This window comes from Streptomyces sp. NPDC003635 (assembly GCF_053587635.1).
Window position 1 is genome coordinate 26,446 of the sequence record NZ_JBSFOK010000030.1, and the last position, 15,628, is coordinate 42,073.

Here is a 15,628-nt window from a genome sequence, read left to right on the forward strand (position 1 = left end):
AAGGCCACTCCGCTGCAGTCCTCGCCCGCCGCCTGGAGCGTGGAGCCTCCGTTCTGACGCCGTCAGCCCAGCAAGCCAAGCCGTGCCGAAGAGCGAAAACGCACGGCCCTCACCTCGGCCGAGACTCGTCAGCGAAGTCGGCGCGCGCGCAGCACCACGTCGTCCGTGTGGTGCGCCCCGGCCCCGCCCTCGGGGGCCACGCGCGACCGTTGCTCATTCACTTCTGTCACCCAGTCGTCGTCGAGCAACTCGGCAACCATCGAGGGCCAGACGTAGTCCGCCGGGTCGAACCCGCTGTCGGGCGCCTGGTGTGTGTCCATCCCCGCGTGATGTACGAGCAGCAGGACGCCGCCCGGCGCGACGGCGGCGAGCAGCGCCCGCTCAGCCGCGGCGTCGGGGGTGCGCAGCAGCGCCGGGTACTGCGCGGAGACCAGGTCGAAGGAGGCCGGCGGGAGCGCGGCTTCGGTGAGCGTGGCATGGACCCACCGAATGGCGACACCAGCGTCCCGCGCGTGTCCGGCCGCCCGCTCCAGCGCGACTCCCGAAACCTCCAGCGCGGTCACGTCCCAGCCGCCGCGCGCGAGCCAGACCGCGTCCGCGCCCTCACCGCAGCCGACGTCGAGGACACGCCCAGGCGTGAGTCCGGCGACCTCGGCGACGAGGGCGCCGTTGGGGCGGCCGCTCCACAGCTGTTGGCGCTCGGTGTACCGGCTGTCCCATTCCGCGCGCACCGAAGGATCGCCGACGTATCCGTCGATGGGCGAAGGGGTCTCTGACACAGGCGATGCCGTTCCAAGGTTCTCGGTCACGGGCCCACCGTCGCCGATCCGGGCCCCGCTCTGCCAGCGCTGTTGCCGATCCAGCAAAACAGGTGCCCACGGCTAGCGTCTCAATGGCATGACGCCGGACCGGGACACCTTGATGACGCCAGCGCCGCTACCTCGGCAGGTCCACGCCCACCGGGGCTGTTCGGTTGAGGACGTCGCAGCCGACCGAAACTCTCTGCGAGGACCACGGGCCTGTGTGTAGTGCGGGCCAGGACTGAGGGATCTGTTGGAGCGCCTTCCGGGGAGCCCTTTCACAGGGCCCCTGGGAGGCTCCCTGCGCTCGCGAGGTGGGCACCTGAGGCGCCTTCAGTACGTGGAACTCCTCAGGCTCCCGTCGGGCGTTCGCGCCCCGACCCGCCTCGGGCCGCCCGCATGGAACGCATCACCAGCGGGACCTGCAACGGCACCCGCGCCCAAGCGGCGGCACGCAGCGCGGGTGAGCGGCGCTGCCAGTCCACTGCCATCTGCACGTTGGCGGGGAGCACCGCGAGGAACAGCCCCGCCGCCAGCCAACCACCGGCGCGCCGGGTGCGCGGCACAGCGAGCGCCGCCGCGACCGCGAGTTCGGCCGCGCCGCTCAGCTGGGTCCAGGTCCGCGGACGGCCGGGCAGCCCGCGCGGCACGATCGCGTCGAAGGGCTTCGGCACGGCGAAGTGCGCGACCCCCGCCACGGCCAGCAGCCCGGCAAGCTGGAGAGCGGACCGGTCGGCGGCGCGGTCGGTTGTACGGGCGGCGGTGGAGTCCACGATTACCTCACAGCGTCGGTCTGAAGCTGACGGACAGACTTCTTACTGGCCGGTAAGGAGGGTAGCGGACACGCGACGTCCCGAGCGGACCGCCCCCGGCGGCTGGGGCGCTGCCGGTGCCAACCACCAAGCAGCGAGTAGCGGGACACACGTTCCTGCGGGCAACTGGTGACCAAAGACGGGAAGGCCACCATCAGTCGGAACGGTTGAAAGCCGCGATCAGCGCGTGCGCCTCGGAGCGGTACGTGAGCTGGTCGTCGTGCGCGGCGGACAGCCCAGTGAGGCGATTCAACCCGCACTCGACCCTATGGCGCTCGCCATAGTCGACCGAGGCGGAGGACCCTGCTCGGCCCCCGGTGTCCGGCACAGGGGCACGCGCCGGATGCGGGGACGTCAGCCCCGGATCCGGCGCCGCAGGCTCACATCACGCGCACTTCGCACCGTCCAGGCACCGCCCGGAACGTTGCGGCAGGTCAGCGAGGCGAGAGGAGGCAGAACTCGTTGCCCTCGGGGTCGGCCAGCACCGTCCACGAAATCGCTGACTGGTCAAAATCAGGGTCGGTGGCGCCCAGCGCGCGCAGGCGGGCTGCCTCTGCGGCCGGGTCGTCATCGGGGTAGGGGCTGACGTCGAGGTGGACGCGGTTCCACACACTCTTGGGGTCGGGGGTGCGGACGAACTCGAGGAAGGGGCCCACACCTTGGGCGGAACGCATGGTCGCGTGGTCATCGGCGACCTCGTGCGGCGTCCAGTCCATCGCCTCGCCCCAGAACCGTGCCATCTCCCGTGGGTCGGTGCAGTCGACCACAATTGCGGCAATCGGGCCGGTGTCCCGGTAGCGCGCGCGGGGCTCCAGGACACAGAACTCATTGCCTTCCGGGTCGGCCATGACCGTCCAGGGAACATCCCCTTGCCCCACGTCGGCCGGCGTCGCGCCGAAATCCCGCAGACGCGCAATCAACTCCGCCTGATGGGCAGTTGAGGTGGTCGCCAGATCAACATGCACCCGGTTCTTGACCGTTTTGGGTTCCGGGCGGGCGATGATGTCGATGCAGACGGCCACGGGGTCGGGGTAGGTGAAGCCCACGGGTTCGAGGTTGGTCACCCCTGGCCCCTCGCTGTCCACACCCCAACCGAGCACCTCCGCCCAGAACTGGCCGAGCTTGGCGTCGTCATGAGCCTTCATGTTGATCTGCACGAGTCGTGTTGGCATGCGCAGATCCTAAAGGTTGGCGCAGGCCAGGCCACCGCATCAGCTCTGCGTTCGACCAGGTACCGACCATGGTCGCGCAGCCGGGCCTACAGATGACGGCCCTCAGCTGCCCAACCCTGAGCCGTAGATCGTGATCTGCTGGAGTGGGGCGGGAGGGGGCCTACGTCGGTCATCGACGACATCAGCTGGGCAGCAGAGGCGTCTGCTACTCATCGAGTCCTCCGAGACGGAGGGCATCCTTGATCTCGTGGAGTCTGGGAGCCGCCATCGGGGTCCACTCCGTGCTCTGTCCTCTGGCATTGAGGGCTTCTCCGACCTCTCTGAGCTTCGCGGGTGACAACACGCCCGCCCGCTCGATCAGGTCATCCCGCGCCATGGTGGTCAGCCATGTACAAGGAGTAAAGCCCGGACGCGGGAACGCGAACCGCAGCACGCCATCGAAGGGCACTCCTTCCACCGGTCCTACGGCCACTTCAACGCCGAGGCCGCCCATGTCGACGCCCGCTGGAGCGACGACCTGCATCGCCTGGAACCCCGATGACTCCTCGTCCGACAGCAACACGACCGGCCGTCGCTCGTCGAAGTCGACCCACCAGACTTCACCGCGTTGCATGTGTCCTCCTGGCATTGGCCGACGGGTGAACGCCGCGTGCCCCAAGTCGGATACGGAAGGGATGCGGCCCCGGCTTCGCACGTCGTGACCGAGGCGCGGTGAAGACGGGCTCGGCCACCGGTGATCATCGGCATGGGAAGACGGAGGATCATGCGATGGCCGCCGGTCCCAGCCTAGACCCCTGCCCGCCGACGAGGGATCGCCGTTCGAACCCGGGGAGGCGAGTCCGGACGGGATACAGCCCATGCCGGGCCGGGCCAGGTGGGATGCCGGCCGGGTGCGTGATGACGGCCGTGAGCACCTGCTGGAGCATCGACGAGGATGCGGTGCTGGTGGTCGGCGAGACGGGGGACGTGAAGAAGGGCGCGCACACCGTCGGGGTCCGGAACAGGTTCTGCGGCAGATCCAGGAGCGACCGGACGGCTCTATGAGGGGCGGCGGCCGGTGATGTCTCCGCCGGGGTCGTCGGGCAGCGCGATGCGGGCGGTGATGCTCTTGCCGACCGGCTCGCGCTGGACTTCGAAGCCTTGGCAGATGGCCATGACGATTTCGAGCCCGTGCTGGCCGACCCGGCCGGGGTCGGCGGCGCGGGCCACCGGCAGGACGGGGTCGCTGTCCCAGACGACGACTTCCACCAGGTCCCCGGCGAGGCGGAGTTGCATCAGTACGGGGCCGGGGGCGTACTTGCGGGCATTGGTGACCAGTTCACTGACGACGAGCTGGGTCAGGTCCATGGCGCGCGCTGACACCGGCAAGCCGTACTCGGTCTGGACTCGAGTGAGGAAGCTTGTCGCGAGGTGGCGGGCTTCGGCGATGCAGGAGCCGTCACCGTCCAGGGCGACGGCGGTCTCTATCGCGTCGGCGCCCGGCATGACGTTTACCTCGCTGCCGGGGGCTGGTCCCACGGCTCCACCTCCAGTCGCCCCTTGTTTCACGTGGCTGTGTGCGTGTGCCCCGCACTCAGCCACATATGCACGCTCCGGCTCGGAAGAAGGAAGGTCCGGGTGCATCTCGCCGTGGGATTGGGGCAGAGTGACTGCGCACGCGTAGTGCCAGGCTATGAGATTCCCAGCAGCGAGCGCAGTAGAGGTAGTTGTGACCGACACCCATGGAGCAGCACGACCCGGTCTGTTGATCGACCATCAGGCTGTCGACGACGTCCGGATTGTTGTCCTGCGAGGCGAGATCGACCACGGCAACCGGGACAGCCTGGAAAAGGCTCTGCTTCCACCGGAGGGGGCGCCGACGCCGCGGACGGTGGCTGACTTCCGCGGTGTGACGTTCATGGACTCCAGCGGCATCAACGTGCTCATCGCCGCCCACCGGGCCGCCGAAGACACTGACGGCTGGCTGCGCCTGGCGGGCGTACGGGAATCCGTCCAGCGCGTCCTGGCACTCGTCGGCATCGACGCCCTCATCCCCTGCCACTCCACCGTCGAAGAGGCCCTGATGGGCTGAGAAAGCCCGCACGGCGGGCCGGTTGCCGTCCGGACGCTCCTGTGAGTGCCGTGCGCCCTGAGTGATGCCGTCATGGCGTTGTGACATGAAGCCCCAGGATTGAGGGCACCCGCGGCGGCATGCAGGGAAATCAGATCTATGCCACGAGCAACGCACGCGGTCGACCTGTACGGGAAGGCGTCTCACAGCGCAGGGTCGAGGGAAGGCATCGACGCCTAGGACGACGTGGGGGCCGGTGGCATCGCAGGCTTCTGGCCTACCGCGGCATCGAACTGCTGCCCACTTCCTCGCCGGGAAGTGAGGGTGAGGAGTGTCTGCTGCTGGTGTACATCCGCAAGGTGGTCGGGCGGGTGACCTATCGAGCGTGCGATGAGTGCGCTGAGGGTGTGATCACCGATGTCGTCCTGGACGAACCCTTCCGTGACTGCGGGCTCGGCACCAGGGCGCTGTCGCATCTGCGTTCTCGGCATCCCGATGTCACGTGGTACACCACGCTCGACAAGCGCCTCACTCGCGATCTGCTGCGCCGGATGCGCATTCCCAAGTCGACGGTGGAAGGCACCTGCTCCCACCGCCGGTCCGACGTCGTTGTTGCCTCTGCCAATAGTTGAGAGGTACGCGTTATCGCGGAACGGGAGTACGAGAGCTCGGCGTCGGGACAGGGTGCTGGCGCAGACAAGAGCCCTGTGTGCCGGATGGTGCAGGGCGTACGACGCAAGCTCGCCACCGCCGTGCAGACGACCAGCGCAAAGGGAGGGCATGCGGCCGCCCCGGTGGACGACGGCATCCGCCGCAGCGCCGCGACGCCGAGGACCCGTACATGCGTTTGATCGCAGGCGGTACGGGCTACTCGCACCAGGAAGCCTGCGTCACCGCGAACGCAGCGCCGACGGGACCATGCGGAGACAGACGGCAAGGGGCTGGTCTGATGACCGTGACGACACAGCAGGGCGGCGGGGGCGGTTCCAGCGGCCTCTACGACGTTCTGGAACTAATTCTCGACCGAGGGCTGGTGATCGACGCGTTCATCCGGGTCTCCCTTGTCGGGATCGAAATCCTCAAGATCGACATACGGATCGTGGTCGCCAGTGTCGACACCTACCTGCGCTTCGCCGAGGCGTGCAACCGCCTCGATCTGGAAGCGGGGCCGCGCAAGCCGGCCGGGCTGACCGAGCTCACGGGGCAGCTGACGGAGTCCGGTGCCCGGGGCAAGACCAAGGGGGCTCTGTCCGGGGCCGCGGAGACGATCTCCGAAGCCTTCCAGCAGGCACGTGGCGAGGGCCGAGCACGGCAGGGCGACCGGGCCGGGCGCAGGAGAGGGGAATGAGTGATGAGCACCTACGTCTACGGAATCATCGGCTCCACGCATTCATCACTCCAAGAGGACTTGGACGGCATCGGCAACCCCCCGCAGCCGGTACGCGTGCTGCGCCAGGGTGAGCTGGCCGCGATCGTCAGCGACTCCCTCGAGGAGCTGCGGCCCAAGCGCCGTGACCTGCTCGCTCACCAGCGGGTACTGGCGGAAGCCGGAGCGCAGGGCGTGGTTCTGCCGATGCGGTTCGGCAGTGTCTCCCCGGACGACGACACGGTGACCGCTGTGCTCGCCGAACGTGCGGAGCACTTCCTGGAGCGGCTGCGCACGCTGGACGGAACAGCGGAGTACAACGTCAAGGCCAACCACAACGAGGAGGCCGTCCTCCGCCTGGTGATGGCGGACAGCGACGAGATCCGGTCCCTGGCGGAGGCGAACCGGGAGGCCGGCGGCGGGACGCCTGAGCAAAACGTCCGGCTGGGAGAGATGGTGGCTGCTGCCGTTCAGGCACGCGAGGCGACCGACGCGGAGCTGCTCCAGCAGGCGCTGGAGCCGACGGCCGAGGCGGTCAGCCCCGGGCCGCAGAGCACCGGTTGGCTGGCCAACCTCTCCTTCCTGGTGGACCGCGGTTCAGCGGAGCGTTTCCTGGCCGCGGTCGACGCACTCCGTCAGGAGCACCCTCACTTGGAGCTGCGAGTCAACGGCCCGCTGCCGCCCTACAGCTTCGTGGACACCCCCGCCTCACAGCAGGCCGAGGGCGGAACGGCGGAAGCATTCGGAGCCGGAGCAGCCCAGCCGGCGGACGGGTAAGAACCTCCGGAGCCCTCTGCCCGCGCCGCTTCGGTCCCGCACGAACTGATCGGGCAGCCAGCGGGGCAGGGGGGCAGAAAGCGCCGGGGGTCGTGACGGCCGTGGACCGTTGCGGCCCCTACGTACGGATAACCGCTCGCCCAGGCCGCGATGGTCAGCGCCTGCGCCCTCCTGCAACAAACCTTCCGCCGCAATGGTGCCCCCGGGGGGTGTCAGTCGGGGACGAGTTGATCGGCCAGACGGCGGGCCTGGGCCAGCAGCGCGCCATGCGTCGCCAGTGCATCCGGATCGTCCTGCACGGTGCCGGGCAGCCTCCCGCGGAGCTTGTCCAGGCTGTGGCGCAGGTCCTGCACCGCCTCCCTCAGGTCCCCGTCGGTAGACCGATCCGTACCGGTTCCGGCGAACCGGGTCTGGCTGTAGAGACCGATCGCGCGTGCGGTGTGGTGCAGGAAGTCGGCGTAGGGCCCGGTGATCTGCGGGCCGGGACGGGCTTCACTGTCGTTGTGGTTTACGGTCTCCAGCACGGTGCGGGTCACGCCTGCGGTGTGCACGGCGACATGGTCCAGCACAGCCAGCGCATCGTCGTATGCCTTGCCGGGCGGGGATACGGCACCCGTACCGCGCCCGCGGTGATTGCCCCGCATGCTTTCGCGGCTCCAGCCGATCGAGGAACGGGCCTGATCGACCAGGCGTCCCAGCCGCAGCGCGCGCTCATGCCACTCGCCGGCCACATGACCGCCCCACTCACCGTCGTCCAGCCCCGCAGCCACCGCTTCCAGGATTTCCTGCGCCTCGCGGGCGGCGTCCGTCAGGGCGGCGCGGGTGTCACGCAGGTACACGGGGGGTCGGATCACCGCGTTGACCGTGATGCCGACCACCGCTCCGAAGACCGCCTCCGCGATACGCGCGCCCGACGACGCCACGGAGACCTGTCCGCCGGTCAGGACGAACAGGGCGCCGGTGGCGGCGTAGACGCCCTGGCTGCCCAGGCGCTGCCACTGCGCCAGCAGCAGCACGGCCGGAAGCACGACGACCATCGTGACCATCGTGCTGTCCAACAGCAGCGCGACGCCCGTCGCTACCACCGTTCCCACAGCTATCGCCGCGAGCTGTTGCAGACCGTGCGCGAGCGACCGGTACACCGTCGACTCAACCAGCACCACGGCCACCCACGGAGCGACGAAGGCCATCGGCGCCTGCAACCACCACCCCGCCACGGCCCACGCCAGACACGCGGCCAGCGCTGCCTTGCCGGCCTGCACCGTCAGATCGCGTTCACGGCCCGGTTCCGTCCACGCCCGCCGCACCGCCCGCACGGCAGCCCCGCTGTGGCGCCGCACCGCCCCTGTCGCCCTGCCAATCCACTCCATGGCACAGCAAGTGCCACATCAGAAGCGTCCGATGCACCAGTGAATGCGCTGACAGCAGCCGGGCAGACCGACGCCACCGGCGGGAACCGCCGTGGTTCATACCCGCGGCCGAGTTGTGCGAGGGCATCCGGTCACCGCGGCCCCGATCGTCACACCATCAGTGGGAGGGGATCAGAGAACCAGTTCGCCTGCGACGTCGGATTGTTGAGATCGACGGTGTAGCCGGACAGACGCTTGTCCAGGCCCAGATGCCCGGTGTACCTTCCGCGGGACTCGCCGCTCCAGGTGACTGTGATGACGACGTCGTCACCTTGGACGAATCCGTCACAGTCGCCGTGGTTGCTGTTGTGGAACGCGTCTCCGAAAACACGTTCTCCGCTCTGGTCCAGGTTGAAGTACACGTCGGCGCCGTTTGTCTGGTGAGCGGCCCAATGTCCGCGAACGTCGACAGCCATCGGTAGCTCCTCCTCAGCGGATCGGATTGAGAGCCCCCTTGATGCGGAGTGGCGCCATCGGAAAGTCGCATGCCGTGCGTTGTTCGACGTGGCGCTTCCACTCCCCTTCATTTTCTCACCGCCAAACCTGCTCGTCGACTTCAAGATGGGGCCTCGCCGCCTTCGGCTGGGGCATCGTCACAGCCCTGCTGATGACCGCCTCCACGACCCCGAAGTGTGACATCGCCTACTCCCCCGCACACCCGAGTCGTGAGGGGTGTGTTGCCGGTTCGGCGCCATGGCTTGTCATACGTGCCGCCGCACGCGCGACACCGGGCGCGGAAGACCGCGGTGGCCGGACCCATGTGGTCGCTGGGTTCGGCCGGATACTGCGCGTTGTGGATCTGCGCGACGAGCCGCGGATGGTTGCAGATGCAGGAGCGGCCACCCCAGGCGCGAGCCTCCCCGGCCGGAGGGCTGTCGATGTAGTCGGTGCGATAGCCGTCGAGCGGGCGGTGCTTCTTCTTGATGTTCGCCGCGTTCTCGAAACGGCGCTGAGCGGCCTCGCTGGGGAAGATCAGCGGAAGTCCGGCCAGGAGCAGGAACGCCTCTCCGCGCACGCGTCGCGGGTCAGGGTCGAAGACGGCGACGGGAACGCCGTGCTCGTCGACGAGAGGAACCCCGCCGGCATACCGCGTGTCGCCCGTGCTGAAACCGACGGTTGCCACGATGCCTTGCTCGTCGGCGAGCTTGGCCAAGGCCCGGTCGACGCCGGGGCGGAAGACACGGGCCACTTGACAGGTCGTGCCAGGCGGTTGAGCGCGCGCGGCCTGTTCGGCGGCGGTGGCCTCGGCCAAGGCCTTGGCCCGGGTGAGGGCGTTCCGGGCGCGTATCTCCTCCCGCCTCTTGTCCTTCGCGGCCTGCTGCCGCGCCATGCGGGCTTCCTGGATGCGCCGCCGGCGCTTCTCTTCCTCCAAGTGAGCGGTCTCCGCGGCGATGTACTGCGGCGCCGTCCACACCGTGGCAAGGGTGCGCTGCGGGTACAGCAGCGGCGTCCGCGGAGCGTGCGTGACGATGCGGCCGCTGAATGCCCATGTGAGGAACTGGGGCAGGGAGGCGGGGACGGAACTCCAGCCGGACCCGGTGAACTTGACCAGCCCCTCGGCGATGGCGAGGTGCCGGGCACCCTCCGTCCGCTCCAGCCGCGCGGAAGGGCTGGTGCCGAGCCACGGCGGGCGCGGCCGGTCGCTGAACCATATGGCGGGGACAGCGTCGGCAGCCATCTTCTCGGTGCGTGCGGCGAGGTCGGCTTCGGTGATCGGTGCGAGTTGGGCTTCGAGCGCCATGGCCCAGGCACCGGCGGGGTCGGTGGCCAGCACGTCCGCTCGCCATGTGCCGTCGGGGCCGCGGGCTTCGAGCTCGGCGTGGGCACCGGCGTCTCGCGCGGCGTTCGCCAGTTCCAGCTTCAGCAGGTGGTGGGCGACGGACTCCAGGGCGAGCGCGCAGGCGGGGGCGCCGGGGGTGTGGGCGAAGAACCGTAACCCGGCGCGGGAGGTCTTCGCGCACATCGCGTGGCCGCACTCGGCGCAGGTCAGCGGTGCGGGCGGGCGGGTCTTCCACACCGCTTCCCAGCCTTGCCCGCATCCGAGGTCCGGAAGGTGGGCGAAGACGGTTCCCCAGTCGGCGTGCACGGCCCTGAACGCCACTCATGGCCTCCTGTTGGTCGGTGAGGTCCCAGTGTGGCGCTCGGCACTGACAGCGCATGAAATCGGGACAGGGCCGGCCGGGAGGCGGCTGGGCACGTCCGCCGCGTAATGGGGCCAGGAGACGCCGAGAAGACCGCTCCGCGTCCCACTGGCCGCGCCGGGGCCTTCTTCGGTTCACCGAACGCGGCCGGGGTGCCGGCGATGCCGACCACAGGCCGTTGACCTGGGAGGGAAACGTCCCCTCCAGGCCGGATGCCGCGGCGTCCCGTACCTCCCCGTCCTGCCGACATGCGTCGAGGGATCACCGGAGTCAGATTGGAAGTATCCGGTCCTGCGGACGAACGCCGTCAGGGCTATGACGAGGAGGCGCCTGACATGACAACCCACACGCAAGCCCCAGGCCGACGAGAGCACACTCACGGCAGCGGTCTGCTGGTGTTCGCCGCAGTCGTCATGATCTTCAGCGGCATCATGATGCTGCTCGGAGGCATAGCGGCCATAGCCGAGGACGACGTGTTCCTGGCTACACGCAATTATGTCTTCGAGTTCAGCCTGACCGGCTGGGGCTGGGTCCATCTCATCCTGGGCATCGTCATCATGCTCGCCGGTTTCGCCCTGTTCAAGGGCGCCGTTTGGGCCAGGATCGTCGGCGTGCTGCTGGCCGGACTCAGCATGATCGCCAACTTCCTGTGGCTTCCCCACCAGCCGTGGTGGGCACTGGTGTTCATCGCCCTGGACGCCCTCGTCATCTGGGCACTGTGCGTGGCTCCCGGGCCGTTGCGGGACTGAGGCCGGGACCGGCTCCACGTGACCCTTGACAACGCACCGCGGGAGCTGCCACGGCTGGTGCTCGTCGTCGGCGTGGCCGGGGCGGGCAAGTCGACGGTGGGGCGTCTCCTCGCTCAGCGCCTGGGCTGGGCGTACCGGGACGCGGACGAGTTCCACTCCGAGGCCAACCGCGCCAAGATGGCTGCCGGGCACGCCCTTACGGACAGTGACCGGGGGCCCTGGCTCACGGCGATCCGCACGTGGATGGACCAGGCGATCGCGGCCGATCGGCGAGCGGTGGTCACCTGTTCGGCGCTCAAACGGGACTACCGGGACAAGCTGCTGGCCGGGCGACCCGAGGTTCTGCTGGTGTACCTGCACGGCTCGCGCGACCTGCTGAGATCCCGACTGGCCGCGCGGCATGGCCACTTCTTCCCGGCCGACCTGTTGGACAGCCAGCTTCTTGCCCTCCAGGAACCGGAGCCCGACGAGCATCCGCTGGTGGTGGAGATCGACCAGTCTCCGGAAGCCGTCGTCGCGGCGGTGCTCTCCCGGATCCGCTCGCCATCCGGCGGCGGGACGGCCGCAGCCGGGCCGGACGCGGACCGGGCCCTGCACACTCAGGCGCCTGCCAGACCTCCCGCGTCCACCAGCGCCACGGGCGCGTCATGGCGGTTGGTCCACGGCGATCAGAGCGCGGTGATCGTCGAACTGGGCGGAGCCTTGCATGACTACGTGGCGCACGGCCGACCGCTGCTGGACGGCGTCCCCGCGGGGTCGGCCATCACAGGCGGACGGGGGCAACTGCTCGTGCCCTGGCCCAATCGCGTGGGCGAGGGACGCTACCGGTTCGGTGGCAGGAGTCTGCAACTGCCTCTGAACGAGGTGGAGAGGGGCAACGCGATCCACGGGCTGCTGCGCTGGGCCTTGTGGAAGCCGCTCGCCCGCACCGGTGACTCGGTGCTGCTGGGGACGACCCTGTGCCCGCAGCCGGGGTATCCGTTCCTTCTTGATGTCCAGGTCGAGTACCGGCTGGGCCCTGAAGGGCTCAGCACCTGCGTCCGCGCCACGAACACCGGTACGGAGCCCGCGCCGTACGGTGTGGGCCAGCACCCCTATCTGACGGTCGGCACCGACCTCGTGGACAGCGCCGTGCTGACCGTGCCCGCCCGGTATCTGCTGCGTACCGACCACCGGGGACTGCCCGTCGGCCGGGAGCCGGTCGACGGCACCCCGTACGACTTCCGCGTCGGCCGGCCCATCGGCGATCTCCGCCTCGACACGGCTTTCACCGGCCTCGACCGGGGCGCCGATGAGCGGGCGATCGTGCGGCTGGCGCATCCGGACGGCTCGTGCGGTGTCGATGTCCGGCTCGGTGAGGGCGTCCGGTGGGTGCAGGTGTATACCGGCGACACCCTGGGCGAACCCCAGCGGCGGCGCCGTGGGGTCGCCGTGGAGGCGATGTCCTGCCCGCCGGACGCCTTCCGCAGCGGCACGGACCTCACCGTGCTGGAGCCCGGCGCGACCCACGTGCTGCGGTGGGGACTGAGCCCCTGGAGGAATGCGTGACACCGCTGGTGGAGCCGACAGCGAGCGACATGAGCGCGCCCGCTTTCCGGGCGCTCTACGACCGCCTGCGGGGCCGGTCGGCGCAGGAGACGACGGGGGGCCGGTGCGGCGCGCTGCGGCACCTGACTCCGGAACGGGTAGCGGCGGCCGCCGCGGAAGTCCGCAGCGGCCGTACGGTGTCGCTGGCGGCCCCGATCGAGACCGTGCGGGGCCCCGACGCACCCGAACCTGCGGTGCATCGGATGACCGGTCCCAGCCCGGGCGATCTCGACTCGGAGGGGCTGCACTTCGCCACGGACCGTTTCGCCATGAACGTGCACGGCGACGCGGACAGCCATCTCGATGCCCTGTGCCACGTCGTGTTCGACGCAGAGCTCTACGGCGGGCTGCCCGCCTCCTGCGTGACGGCCGACGGCGCCGATCAGCTCTCCGTCGACCTGGTCCGCAACGGCCTTGCCGGCCGGGGTGTCCTGCTGGACATCCCGCGTCTGCGCGGCGTGCCCTGGCTGGAACCGGGTGACCATGTGACCTTGGCCGATCTGAGGGCTGCCGAAATCACCCAGGGTGTCCGCGTCGGCCCCGGGGACCTGTTGTTCGTCAGGGTGGGACATCGTCTGCGGCGCACGGAACTCGGCCCGTGGCACAGCGCCGAGGCGCGGGCGGGCCTGCACCCCGGGGCCGTGGAGTTCCTGGCCGAGCGGGAGGTCGCGGTCCTGGGCGGGGACGGCAACAACGACACGGCACCCAGCGCTGTGCCGGACGTCGCCTTCCCCGTACATGTCCTGGCCATCCATGCTCTGGGCATCCATCTCATGGACTATCTGCAGTTCGACGATCTGGTCCCTCACTGCGTGCGGGCCGGCCGCTGGAGTTTCCTGTGTGTGGTCGGTCCGCTGCGGCTGGCCGGAGCCACGGGGTCACCCGTGAACCCCATCGCGATCCTGTGACAACGTCGCGCGCAGCGGACAGGCCGCTCCGGTCGCCGCCCGGGCAGAACGCGGTTAGCTTCGAAAGGGTGGACTGCTGAGCCTCATTCCAGGGGGTGTTCAGGTGACGGACACCAGGCTGGGGCCACGATCCAAGGACGGTGGTCGCCGTGGGTGACGCCCCGCACTACGACGTCGTCATCATCGGCACCGGAGCCGGCGGCGGCACGCTCGCCCATCGCCTCGCCCCGTCGGGCAAACGCGTCCTTCTCATCGAGCGCGGCGGCTATCTGCCGCGTGAACGCGACAACTGGGACTCCACGGCCGTGTTCGTCAAGGGAAAGTACCGGGCGCCCGAGTTCTGGCTCGACAAGAACGGCACCGAGTTCCCGCCCGAGGTGAACTACTACGTCGGTGGAAACACCAAGTTCTTTGGAGCGGCCCTGTTCCGGCTGCGGCCCGAGGACTTCGGCGAGCTGCGTCATCACGGCGGTGTCTCTCCCGCCTGGCCGATCCGGTACGAGGATCTGGAGCCCTACTACACGCAGGCGGAGCACCTCTACCGCGTCCACGGACGGCACGGTGAGGATCCCGGCGAAGGCCCGGTGAGTGCGCAGTACGCCCATCCGCCCGTGGAACACGAGCCGCGGATCCAGCAGTTGAGCGACGACCTGGAAAAGCGTGGCCTGCATCCGTTCCACCTGCCGATCGGCGTCAACCTGAGCCAGGAGAACGGGGGGCGGCCCACACACTCCAGCGTCTGCATCCGCTGCAACCGGGTCGACGGCTTTCCGTGTCTGGTGCGCGGCAAGTCCGACGCGGAGGTGATCTGTGTCGAACCCGCCCTGGAGCACCCCAATGTCGAGCTGGTCACGCACACGCGGGTGGTGCGACTGGAGACCGATGAGCGCGGGCGAAGGGTCAGCGCGGTGGTGGGCCGGCTGCCCGACGGCGCCGAAGTCCGGTTCACCGCGGATGTGGTGGTCGTCTCCTGCGGCGCGGTCAACTCCGCGGCGCTGCTGCTGGCCTCGGCGAACGAACACCACCCCAGGGGCCTGGCCAACCGCTCCGATGTGGTGGGCCGGTTCTACATGCGCCACAACAACCTGGCCCTGATGGCGGTGTCGAAGGAGCCCAACAGCACACAGTTCCAAAAGACCCTGGCCCTGAACGACTGGTACCTCGGCGCGGACGACTGGGACTATCCGCTGGGCGGCATCCAGATGCTCGGCAAGTCGGACGCCGAGCAGATCCACGGCGAGGCTCCCCGGTGGGCCGGTGCGGTGGCACCCGACATGCCGTTCGAGGTACTGGCCCATCACGCCGTCGACTTCTGGCTGTGCGGTGAGGACCTGCCGCTGGCGGACAACCGGGTCACCCTCGACGGTGACGCTCGTATCCGGCTCACCCTCGATGAGACCAACAACGTCGAAGGCCTGAACCGCCTGCGGCACAAACTCCAGGGAATGTTGGGCCACTTGGGCATGCACGAGCACCATCTGCTGTCCCACAGCATCTACTTGCACAAGGGCATGCCCATCGGAGCGACAGCCCACCAGGCGGGCACCGTGCGCTTCGGCACCGACCCGGCCGACTCGGCGCTGGATGTGAACTGCAAGGCACATGACCTGGACAACCTGTACGTCGTCGACACGAGCTTCTTCCCGAGCATCGGTGCGGTCAACCCGTCCTTGACGGCCATCGCCAATGCCCTGCGGGTGGGCGATCACCTCGTGGCCCGGCTCGGCTGACAGCGGCGGGCGGACCTTGATCCGTCCGGACGAACGTTGTCGGCCCAACGGCCCAAAGCTATGCCGGAGGAGATGCCGTCCGCTCTGTCGGCTGATTGCGTGACCCTGCCCGGCCGAGCCGATTCGG

The 15,628-nt window shown here is 69.2% G+C and carries 16 protein-coding genes and 1 pseudogene; 9 read left to right on the forward strand and 8 right to left on the reverse strand.

The window, feature by feature from the left end; translation table 11 throughout:
- Window positions 1-128: 128 nt before the first annotated feature.
- From ACWDRW_RS25610 to ACWDRW_RS25625, 4 genes are all read right to left on the reverse strand, one after another.
- A complete protein-coding gene (locus ACWDRW_RS25610) occupies window positions 129-779 on the reverse strand; it encodes a class I SAM-dependent methyltransferase (protein ID WP_451726387.1) in 651 nt (216 codons plus the stop codon).
- 371 nt (window positions 780-1,150) lie between these two features.
- On the reverse strand, window positions 1,151-1,573 hold the full coding sequence (locus tag ACWDRW_RS25615) for a DoxX family protein (RefSeq protein ID WP_451726388.1): 423 nt from the start codon (window positions 1,571-1,573) through the stop codon (window positions 1,151-1,153).
- A gap of 473 nt (window positions 1,574-2,046) precedes the next feature.
- Complete coding sequence (locus ACWDRW_RS25620) at window positions 2,047-2,784, reverse strand: VOC family protein (protein WP_451726389.1); 738 nt, start codon at window positions 2,782-2,784, stop codon at window positions 2,047-2,049.
- A 205-nt stretch (window positions 2,785-2,989) separates the two neighbouring features.
- Window positions 2,990-3,397 (reverse strand): type II toxin-antitoxin system PemK/MazF family toxin, encoded by a 408-nt coding sequence (locus ACWDRW_RS25625; RefSeq protein WP_451726390.1) that lies wholly within the window; start codon window positions 3,395-3,397, stop codon window positions 2,990-2,992.
- Window positions 3,398-3,611: 214 nt separating this feature from the next.
- On the opposite strand from ACWDRW_RS25625, the pseudogene ACWDRW_RS25630 reads away from it, so the two are divergent.
- A pseudogene (locus ACWDRW_RS25630) lies at window positions 3,612-3,798 on the forward strand (IS701 family transposase); the annotation flags it as partial.
- 24 nt (window positions 3,799-3,822) lie between these two features.
- On the opposite strand, the gene ACWDRW_RS25635 reads toward ACWDRW_RS25630, so the two are convergent.
- A complete protein-coding gene (locus ACWDRW_RS25635) occupies window positions 3,823-4,269 on the reverse strand; it encodes an ATP-binding protein (protein ID WP_451726445.1) in 447 nt (148 codons plus the stop codon).
- 223 nt (window positions 4,270-4,492) lie between these two features.
- Between ACWDRW_RS25635 and ACWDRW_RS25640 the strand changes: the two genes are divergently transcribed.
- The 4 genes from ACWDRW_RS25640 to ACWDRW_RS25655 all read left to right on the forward strand — a co-directional run bounded on the left by ACWDRW_RS25640 (window position 4,493) and on the right by ACWDRW_RS25655 (window position 6,977).
- Entirely contained in the window at window positions 4,493-4,855 is a 363-nt protein-coding gene (locus tag ACWDRW_RS25640) for an STAS domain-containing protein (protein ID WP_451726391.1), read from the forward strand.
- Between the two features lie 323 nt (window positions 4,856-5,178).
- Window positions 5,179-5,466, forward strand: coding sequence for an N-acetyltransferase (locus tag ACWDRW_RS25645; RefSeq protein ID WP_451726392.1), 288 nt, complete (start codon window positions 5,179-5,181; stop codon window positions 5,464-5,466).
- 317 nt (window positions 5,467-5,783) lie between these two features.
- A complete protein-coding gene (locus tag ACWDRW_RS25650; protein WP_451726393.1) occupies window positions 5,784-6,182 on the forward strand; it encodes a gas vesicle structural protein GvpA in 399 nt (132 codons plus the stop codon).
- A gap of 3 nt (window positions 6,183-6,185) precedes the next feature.
- Window positions 6,186-6,977: a GvpL/GvpF family gas vesicle protein gene (locus tag ACWDRW_RS25655; protein ID WP_451726394.1), complete on the forward strand. Its 792-nt coding sequence runs from the start codon at window positions 6,186-6,188 to the stop codon at window positions 6,975-6,977.
- Window positions 6,978-7,189: 212 nt separating this feature from the next.
- Here the strand turns inward: ACWDRW_RS25655 and ACWDRW_RS25660 are convergent, their stop codons facing one another.
- The 3 genes from ACWDRW_RS25660 to ACWDRW_RS25670 all read right to left on the reverse strand — a co-directional run bounded on the left by ACWDRW_RS25660 (window position 7,190) and on the right by ACWDRW_RS25670 (window position 10,487).
- Window positions 7,190-8,347, reverse strand: a complete 1,158-nt coding sequence (locus ACWDRW_RS25660; RefSeq protein ID WP_451726395.1) for an FUSC family protein — start codon at window positions 8,345-8,347, stop codon at window positions 7,190-7,192.
- A gap of 149 nt (window positions 8,348-8,496) precedes the next feature.
- Window positions 8,497-8,802 carry a hypothetical protein gene (locus ACWDRW_RS25665; RefSeq protein ID WP_451726396.1) on the reverse strand — a complete coding sequence of 102 codons (306 nt, stop codon included), beginning with the start codon at window positions 8,800-8,802 and terminating at the stop codon, window positions 8,497-8,499.
- Window positions 8,803-8,942: 140 nt separating this feature from the next.
- Window positions 8,943-10,487: a competence protein CoiA family protein gene (locus tag ACWDRW_RS25670; protein ID WP_451726397.1), complete on the reverse strand. Its 1,545-nt coding sequence runs from the start codon at window positions 10,485-10,487 to the stop codon at window positions 8,943-8,945.
- A gap of 375 nt (window positions 10,488-10,862) precedes the next feature.
- Here ACWDRW_RS25670 and ACWDRW_RS25675 point away from each other — a divergent pair, with 375 nt between their 5' ends.
- The 4 genes from ACWDRW_RS25675 (at window position 10,863) to ACWDRW_RS25690 (ending at window position 15,501) form a co-directional block, all read left to right on the forward strand.
- Window positions 10,863-11,276, forward strand: a complete 414-nt coding sequence (locus ACWDRW_RS25675; RefSeq protein WP_451726398.1) for a DUF7144 family membrane protein — start codon at window positions 10,863-10,865, stop codon at window positions 11,274-11,276.
- A gap of 18 nt (window positions 11,277-11,294) precedes the next feature.
- On the forward strand, window positions 11,295-12,824 hold the full coding sequence (locus tag ACWDRW_RS25680; protein ID WP_451726399.1) for a gluconokinase, GntK/IdnK-type: 1,530 nt from the start codon (window positions 11,295-11,297) through the stop codon (window positions 12,822-12,824).
- Window positions 12,825-12,853: 29 nt separating this feature from the next.
- A complete protein-coding gene (locus ACWDRW_RS25685; RefSeq protein WP_451726446.1) occupies window positions 12,854-13,771 on the forward strand; it encodes a cyclase family protein in 918 nt (305 codons plus the stop codon).
- Between the two features lie 149 nt (window positions 13,772-13,920).
- Window positions 13,921-15,501: a GMC oxidoreductase gene (locus ACWDRW_RS25690; RefSeq protein WP_451726400.1), complete on the forward strand. Its 1,581-nt coding sequence runs from the start codon at window positions 13,921-13,923 to the stop codon at window positions 15,499-15,501.
- The last annotated feature ends 127 nt before the right edge of the window (window positions 15,502-15,628 follow it).

Excerpts from the sequence above, each read along its gene's own strand:
- ACWDRW_RS25620 (WP_451726389.1), bottom strand. The coding sequence starts at position 2,784 with ATGCCAACACGACTCGTGCAGATCAACATGAAGGCTCATGACGACGCC.
- ACWDRW_RS25625 (WP_451726390.1), bottom strand. The coding sequence starts at position 3,397 with ATGCAACGCGGTGAAGTCTGGTGGGTCGACTTCGACGAGCGACGGCCG.
- ACWDRW_RS25635 (WP_451726445.1), bottom strand. The coding sequence starts at position 4,269 with ATGCCGGGCGCCGACGCGATAGAGACCGCCGTCGCCCTGGACGGTGAC.
- ACWDRW_RS25650 (WP_451726393.1), top strand. The coding sequence starts at position 5,784 with ATGACCGTGACGACACAGCAGGGCGGCGGGGGCGGTTCCAGCGGCCTC.
- ACWDRW_RS25655 (WP_451726394.1), top strand. The coding sequence starts at position 6,186 with ATGAGCACCTACGTCTACGGAATCATCGGCTCCACGCATTCATCACTC.
- ACWDRW_RS25660 (WP_451726395.1), bottom strand. The coding sequence starts at position 8,347 with ATGGAGTGGATTGGCAGGGCGACAGGGGCGGTGCGGCGCCACAGCGGG.
- ACWDRW_RS25665 (WP_451726396.1), bottom strand. The coding sequence starts at position 8,802 with ATGGCTGTCGACGTTCGCGGACATTGGGCCGCTCACCAGACAAACGGC.
- ACWDRW_RS25675 (WP_451726398.1), top strand. The coding sequence starts at position 10,863 with ATGACAACCCACACGCAAGCCCCAGGCCGACGAGAGCACACTCACGGC.
- ACWDRW_RS25685 (WP_451726446.1), top strand. The coding sequence starts at position 12,854 with ATGAGCGCGCCCGCTTTCCGGGCGCTCTACGACCGCCTGCGGGGCCGG.